A 6,981-nucleotide genomic window follows, 5' to 3' on the forward strand; every position below is an offset into this window, starting at 1 on the left:
CTCGAGGCCATTCAGATGACCTGGATCGACGAGCAATAAACGGCGAGACGCGCAAACCGCGTGCCGCTCTATAGAGCAGCTTGCTCGGAAGGCCGCGATGCAGTCTGATGCTGCGGCCAGACCGGCTGCAGGTACTGGTAAAAGGTCTGCGTTACATTTTCCCAAGAAAAGCGCCGAGCGTACTCAGCGGGAACATGTCTGGGTATCGTCAGCGCTTGTAAGCACGCTTCGCGCAGGTCTTCGCTAACAACCCCTGCACCCGAATTGCCCAATACATCTTGTGTCGAGCGCGCCGGCAGCGAGGCCACCGGACAGCCGCAAGCCATGGCTTCCAGAAGGACCAAGCCAAAAGTGTCGGTCAAGCTGGGAAACACGAATACATCGGCCATGCGATAGTGCCGCGCCAGTGCCTCGTGGTTCATGGGGCCGAAGAACCGGGCATCAGGGTATCGTGCTTTCATGGATGCAAGCGCGGGGCCACCGCCTATCACCCATTTTTCGCCCGGCAGTTTCAGCTTCAGAAAGGCATCCAGGTTTTTTTCTATTGCGATGCGTCCGGCATACAAAAATATGGGGCGCTTGCCCGATGGCGCCAGCTGAGCGCCGGCTGGCGCTTCATGCTGGAAGACATTCAGGTCGACGCCGCGCGCCCAGACTACCACCCGATGCGGGTCAAAGCCGTTCGCAATCAGATCGTCGCGCACGCCTGCCGTCGGCACCATGGTTCGGCTTGCAGCGCCATGAAAGCGTTTCAGCCATCGATAGGTCAGCCCGATGGGCAGACGTGTCCGGGCGTGCAGGTATTCGGGAAACCTGGTGTGGTACGCGGTGGTAAAGGGCCTGCCCCAGCGCATCATGCTGCGACGCGCGGCCATGCCCAGCGGTCCTTCCGTGGCAATGTGCACCGCATCGGGGTCGTGCTGTTCAATGAGGCGAGACACGCTTTTAACGGTGGTTAATGAAAGCCGGATCTCCGGATAGGTGGGGCAGGGCACAGACCGAAACATGCCCGGTTGTATCAGCGTGACCTCGTGACCCATTCGGGTCAGTTCCCGGGCAGTGTGGCCCAGGGTAAATACAACTCCGTTTATTTGGGGCGTCCACGCATCGGTGACCATCATTAATTTCATGGGGTTTTTCCCTGAGTGCTCCAGTCGATCAGTTCGAGTCGACCGTCTTCATGTTCAACCAGCGCTGTCAGGCTTTCGACCCAGTCACCGTCGTTGCAATACAAAATGCCGTCGACCTCACGCAGCTCGGCCTTGTGGATGTGCCCGCACACGACACCGTCGTATCCGCGCCTCCGAGCCTCGTTGATAATCACCTGCTCATAGGCCGAAATGAAAGCCACTGCGTCCTTGACCTTGTGCTTCAGGTACTGTGACAGCGACCAGTACCCCAGACCCATGCGGTTGCGTGCGCGATTGAACCAGTGGTTGAGCATCAGGATAAGCGTGTATAGCTGGTCGCCCAGGTAGGCCAGCCACTTGGCGTACAAGATGACGCCGTCGTACTGGTCGCCGTGGGTCACCCACAAGCGCCGGCCATCTGCGGTGTAGTGCTCGGCCTCCAGTCGAACCTCAATCCCGCCGAAAAAATTCTGATCATATTGGCGTGCGAACTCGTCGTGGTTTCCCGGCACATAAATAACGTGGGTGCCCTTACGCACTTTGCGCAAAAGCTTCTGCACCACGTCGTTATGCGATTGCGGCCAGTTCCAGCGCTTTTTCAGTCGCCAGCCGTCCACAATATCGCCCACCAGATACAAAGTTTCTGCATCGCTGCGGCGAAGAAAATCAAGCAGGCGTTCGGCCTTGCAGCCTGCTGTGCCCAAGTGCAGATCCGAGATCCAGATGGTTCGATAGCGGGTGGTTTCGGGCTCTGCTTCAATCGCAGAAGTATTGTGTGACGTATCCATGACGCGTATTAGGCCATTGCCATATGACCATGGCGTGTCATTGATATGGCAAAAAAATGCCAATCGCACAGCAGCACGAAATCAACCGTACTGCCATCCGGCCGTCATATAGGGTGCTTACCCTTGTCGTGGCAGATGAGGCTGAGCGGCCGGCGTTTGCGTCATTCGAACACGGGGGAGGGCATCGGTGCGCAGGAAGATCGCAGTAGTGGGTACAGGTTATGTGGGTATGTCCAACGCCTTGCTGCTGGCACGCACGCACAAGGTCGTGGCGCTGGATATTGTGGCTGAACGCGTCGAGGCCCTGAACAAGGGTCGCTCTCCTATCGTCGATGCCGATATACAAGCCTGTCTGCACGACCCCGTAATAGACTTTGCCGCCACCACGATTGCGCAAGAAGCATACTCGGACGCCGAGTACACGCTGATCGCCACACCCACCAATTACGACCCCCACACTAATTGTTTTGATACTCGGAGCATTGAGGCGGTGGCGCAAGACGTACTGCGCATCAACCCAAAGACGATCATGGTGATCAAGTCGACCGTGCCTGTGGGCTATACGCGCCGCTTGCGCAAGCAACTGGGGACCGATCGGCTGTTCTTTTCGCCTGAGTTTCTGCGCGAAGGTCGTGCCTTGTACGACAATCTGTATCCATCGCGAATCATCGTCGGTGAGCGCTCGGAACGCGGGCAGCGGTTTGCGAAAATGATGCAGGAAGGCGCGCTACGCGCCGATGTTCCGGTGTTGTTGACGGGATCGACCGAGGCGGAAGCCATCAAACTGTTTGCCAACACCTATCTGGCGATGCGGGTGGCTTACTTCAATGAACTGGACACATTTGCCGAGACTCACGGCCTGGATACCCGCCAGATGATACAAGGCGTAGGGCTGGATCCTCGTATCGGCAACCATTACAACAACCCCTCTTTTGGATATGGGGGCTATTGCCTGCCTAAAGATACCCGCCAGTTGCTGGCCAATTACGATCAGGTTCCCAGCAATCTGATACGCGCAATTGTGGAATCGAACAGTACGCGAAAGGACTTTATTGCCGAATCCATATTAAGCAGGCGCCCCGACGTCGTGGGTATTTATCGGCTGGTCATGAAGGCGGGCTCTGATAATTTCCGCACTTCGGCCATACAGGGGGTAATGAAGCGCATCAAGGCGCGCGGGGTCGAAGTGGTGGTGTACGAACCCACGCTGCGCTGCGGCGAGTTTTATCGGTCGAGAGTGGTTGACGACTTGCAGGAATTCAAGCGGGTGAGCAGCGTTATTGTTGCCAACCGGGTCAGCGACGCCCTTGATGATGTCAAGCATAAAGTCTATACGCGAGATCTGTTCGGACAGGACTGAACAGAAAAGCAGCCAAGATCTTCGATAACCGCCGGTATAGCCGCGAAAAATGAAATTTTGAAGAAAGAAACACCGGCACGTGCACCCGGCGGCGTTTTTTTTCTGTTTTATTTGTAAGGAAATACCCTTAATTCATATACAAATACGGTATTTCTGCAAAATACTTTATCCATTGAATAGCATTGTTACATAAACTTTGCTACTTTATACCCAGACAGGTAGTCGTCTTAGGCCGTTTGGCCTAGCTGTTTGTAGTTTGTTCGGTAGCAAGGCTCGAATTCTTCGAGCATTTTTTTGCAGCATCTCGTGCACCCGGGAGAATCGAATGAGCAGAATCAGGCAGGCGAAAGCTTTGCGGCTGACCGTGTTGACTGCCGCCTTAATCACGGCGTATATGCATGCAACCCCCCACGCGGCAGAGGTCGTGTTCGACCATGAAACGGCAACACTAAACGACAGTCCGTACAGCAACACTTTTTTTGGATTGAAGAATGGCAGCAAAGTCGAGGCTAGCGGAGTAACCATCAACGGGCCCGGCGGCGGTCTGTTCGACGGCAGAAACTTCTACCGAAACGCGCTGCTGGACATCAACAGTGGGTCCGGTCTTGAACTGACCAACAGCAGCATCACCGGCAGTGTTTTACTGGATCACCTGCGAACCATTGCCGCGTACGACGAAAACACCCGCCTCATTCTTGAAAACACCCGCGTTAAATCGGTTACCCAAGGGGCAGGCACCAACGTCAGCTCGGCAGGAGTCATGGTTTGGGGCGGGGCGAACGCCCAGATCACCGGTGGAAGCATCGAGACAAACAGTGTTCTCAATCACCGGGGCCTGGTCGCCACGAATGACGGAACCATTGTTGCCCATAATATCGATATCACCACCACCGGCAAAAATGCGCATGCCGTAGCAGTGGATTCCGACAAAGGCATCACTTCTCTGGCCATTAATGGCGCCCGCATAAAAACCACTGGCGCGGGGGCCGCAGGCATGCAAGTGGCGGTGACCAACTCAGCAAGCGGAACGCTTCAAGGGGCCGGCAACACCGTTCTGGCAACGGGTCCGGCCGCTACGGTCACAGGCGTGGGCGCGCGCCTGATTCTAAGCGACAGCACACTCACGACCACTGCAGGCAAGTATGGATTGCATGTGGCCAATGGCGGTCATGCAACGTTGACGCGCGGGTCGGTCACCAACGAAACCACGTCTTCCGGTAGTGTGGGTATTGCCGTAGAAAGTGCCGGTACGCAGGTCACTGCCGACGCAACGCATATTCACAGCCATACCAGCAAAGGCGATACGACCGCCGTTCTGGTAAAGGGTGCAGGCGCGGTATTTCAGGGCAAGGATCTTGCCGTGCACAGCAGCGCCCCAGGCAGGGCCAGGGGTGTGTTTGCGGAATCGGGCGGTCGGGCCCACCTTGACGGAGGGGCGATTGAAACCGACGGTGGTTCATTTTCTCACGCCATGCAGGCTGATGGCGTAGGTTCCGCCATTAGCACCAACAATCTGAATGTGAGAACCACGGGTTATGCGGCCGCCGCGTTTACCGGTGCAGAGGTGTCGTTAAACGGCGGTACCTTCGACGTGGTCGGAACCACGGGGGTATCCGGCTGGGATTCTGCCGCAGGCTTTGTTGTGGGCGGTTACGCGCATACTCCGGGGGCCAGGCTAACCGCCAGCAACGTCAGGCTGGTCAACTCTGTTCCAATCGAAAATGCCCCGCCTGTATATACCAGTTGGGCCCTACGGGTTGGTGCCGGTTTTGTTGCGGGCCCACAAGCCTTGGACGCCCAGATGACCTTGATTGACAGCCAGGTGATCGCTTCGGGCCCCAAGCGGCAGATTGCGGCGGTGCAAAATGGCAGCCGTCTGCATGCCACGAACAGCCACATGGTTTCAGAACAAGACGCGGGTCTTTCCTTGTATGACAACGCGACGGTCATGCTTAATGGTTCCACAGTGGAAGCGGGCCTTGAAAGCTTCAGGTCGTCGTTCAGCAACAGTGGCTCCATGCAATCGATTACAGCCGGTTCGGGCTCTGTGCTGGTAAAGAACAGCGGAACCCTGCTGCGCGTAGATCGCAAAGATGCCGGTACGGACGGAATCGTGAACTTCACGCTTAAGAATGGTGCGCGTGCTTCGGGCAACATTGTCAATTATGCAGACGGCAAGCTTACCGCTCACCACCAGGCGTTAACCAATTTTGTCGTCGAGAAGGGCGCCGTGTGGGCCGGCATGATCATTGACGACAAAACCAGGTTTATTGACGAATCTTCCGGCGACCAGCAAAACTACGAAACAGACGGCAGCGTCTCAATGGAGGGAAGCAGCGCTGCTTACACGCAGTTCAATGGCACGACCAGCATAGGTGGCACGGCCTCCGTCGGCGCGGGCATGAGCGTCCGTTTCAACGGCCCCACCAACGTCGGCGGCAGTCTGAACGGGCTCGACGGCTCGCAAACCGATATCGCCGGCCCCGCCCAGATCGGTGGTTCGGTTGCAGGGGGCGCCGGTGCGGCATTTCACTTTAGCGGCACTACCCACATTGTAGGTTCAGTGTCGGGCACAAGCGGCACGGCGTTTTCATTCAGCCAGAACGCGCCAAGCAGCATAGGCGGTGATGTCGATCTGGGTGCCGACTCTTCTATTTCTGGCGGCTCCACCGACAATCCGATACAGATTGGGGGCGACGCCTATGCCGGTGCCGGTTCGGTACTGGGCGGCAACCTGTTCGTCCAGGGCGCGTTGGGCGGCGACGGCGGCACGATCAGCCCCGGAAACTCCATCGGTGTTCAGAGCTATGGCAGCAGTGCCGAGTTCACCGGTGCCTATACGGCCGAGGTCAACGCTGCCGGAAACTCCGACCTGATCATTATTCGCAGTGGTGATTTCGACCTGTCAGGCATTGATCTGTTCGTTCGCCAGGAGGACGGAACCGGGGGCTATCGTCTTAACCAGGATTACACCATTGTGCAGACCGACGCCGGCAGTGTGCAGAATGAATTTCAGAACCGTGGCGCCCTTGACGACTCGTTTGCCGGAACGCTGGTCAGGCTTGATCCGATCAAGTATGGCGCCAATAACGTTCGAATCAGTTTGTCGGTAGATCAGGCCCGGGTTGATCGCAGTGGTTATTCCGCCAACCAGAATGCGACGCTTGATGGGGCCTTGTCGGTGGCCGGGCAAAACGCGGCTGCGGATGCGGTCATGCTGATGCAACCCGAGGCCCGCAAAGACGCGCTCAGCCAGCTTTCGGGCGAGCTGCACGGCAGCACGCAAGCGGCGCTGCTGCAAAACAGCAGCCTGGTCTCGCGCACACTGATCCAGCGCATGCGGGCCAATCTGGGTGCGGGCATGTTGCCCGGTGCGCCCGTAGCCCAGGCAGGCGCTGCGGTACCGGCCGGCGCCATGCCCACCTCGGCGGCGCACCCCTTGTGGGCGCAGGTAGTGGGCAACTGGAGCACGCTGAACGACGATGGCAATGCGGCCAAGGTTACAAGCAACACGGCAGGGTTGTTTGTGGGGGGCGACGCCGGGGTGGGCGGCGGCTGGCGAGTGGGCGGCTCGTTGGGCTACACCGACGGCCGGGTCAAGGTGAACGAGCGCAGTTCCAGGTCCGATGTTTCCAGCTTTACCGCCGCGCTGTACGGCGGCAATAGCTGGCAGCAGGGCGGCGGCAAGCTGAACTTGCTGGCC

The 6,981-nt window shown here is 57.7% G+C and carries 4 protein-coding genes; 2 read left to right on the forward strand and 2 right to left on the reverse strand.

Annotated elements, in window-relative coordinates; translation table 11 throughout:
• Positions 1–68: 68 nt before the first annotated feature.
• Entirely contained in the window at positions 69–1,130 is a 1,062-nt protein-coding gene (locus tag VL003_RS11720) for a glycosyltransferase family 4 protein (protein ID WP_325442686.1), read from the reverse strand.
• Complete coding sequence (locus VL003_RS11725; RefSeq protein WP_325442688.1) at positions 1,127–1,918, reverse strand: UDP-2,3-diacylglucosamine diphosphatase; 792 nt, start codon at positions 1,916–1,918, stop codon at positions 1,127–1,129. Before VL003_RS11725 ends, VL003_RS11720 begins: the two co-directional genes overlap by 4 nt.
• Positions 1,919–2,105: 187 nt before the next feature.
• Here VL003_RS11725 and VL003_RS11730 point away from each other — a divergent pair, with 187 nt between their 5' ends.
• Both VL003_RS11730 and VL003_RS11735 read left to right on the forward strand, forming a co-directional pair.
• Entirely contained in the window at positions 2,106–3,278 is a 1,173-nt protein-coding gene (locus VL003_RS11730) for a nucleotide sugar dehydrogenase (RefSeq protein ID WP_325442689.1), read from the forward strand.
• Between the two features lie 325 nt (positions 3,279–3,603).
• Positions 3,604–6,981, forward strand: a 3,378-nt coding sequence (locus VL003_RS11735; RefSeq protein ID WP_325442691.1) for an autotransporter domain-containing protein, incomplete at its 3' end; no start/stop codon positions are given.

The sequence above is a fragment of the Pusillimonas sp. genome, from assembly GCF_035515275.1.
Lineage (GTDB): Bacteria > Pseudomonadota > Gammaproteobacteria > Burkholderiales > Burkholderiaceae_B > Pusillimonas.

Coding starts and splice junctions, on each gene's coding strand:
- VL003_RS11720 (WP_325442686.1), bottom strand. CDS start 1,130: ATGAAATTAATGATGGTCACCGATGCGTGGACGCCCCAAATAAACGGA.
- VL003_RS11725 (WP_325442688.1), bottom strand. CDS start 1,918: ATGGATACGTCACACAATACTTCTGCGATTGAAGCAGAGCCCGAAACC.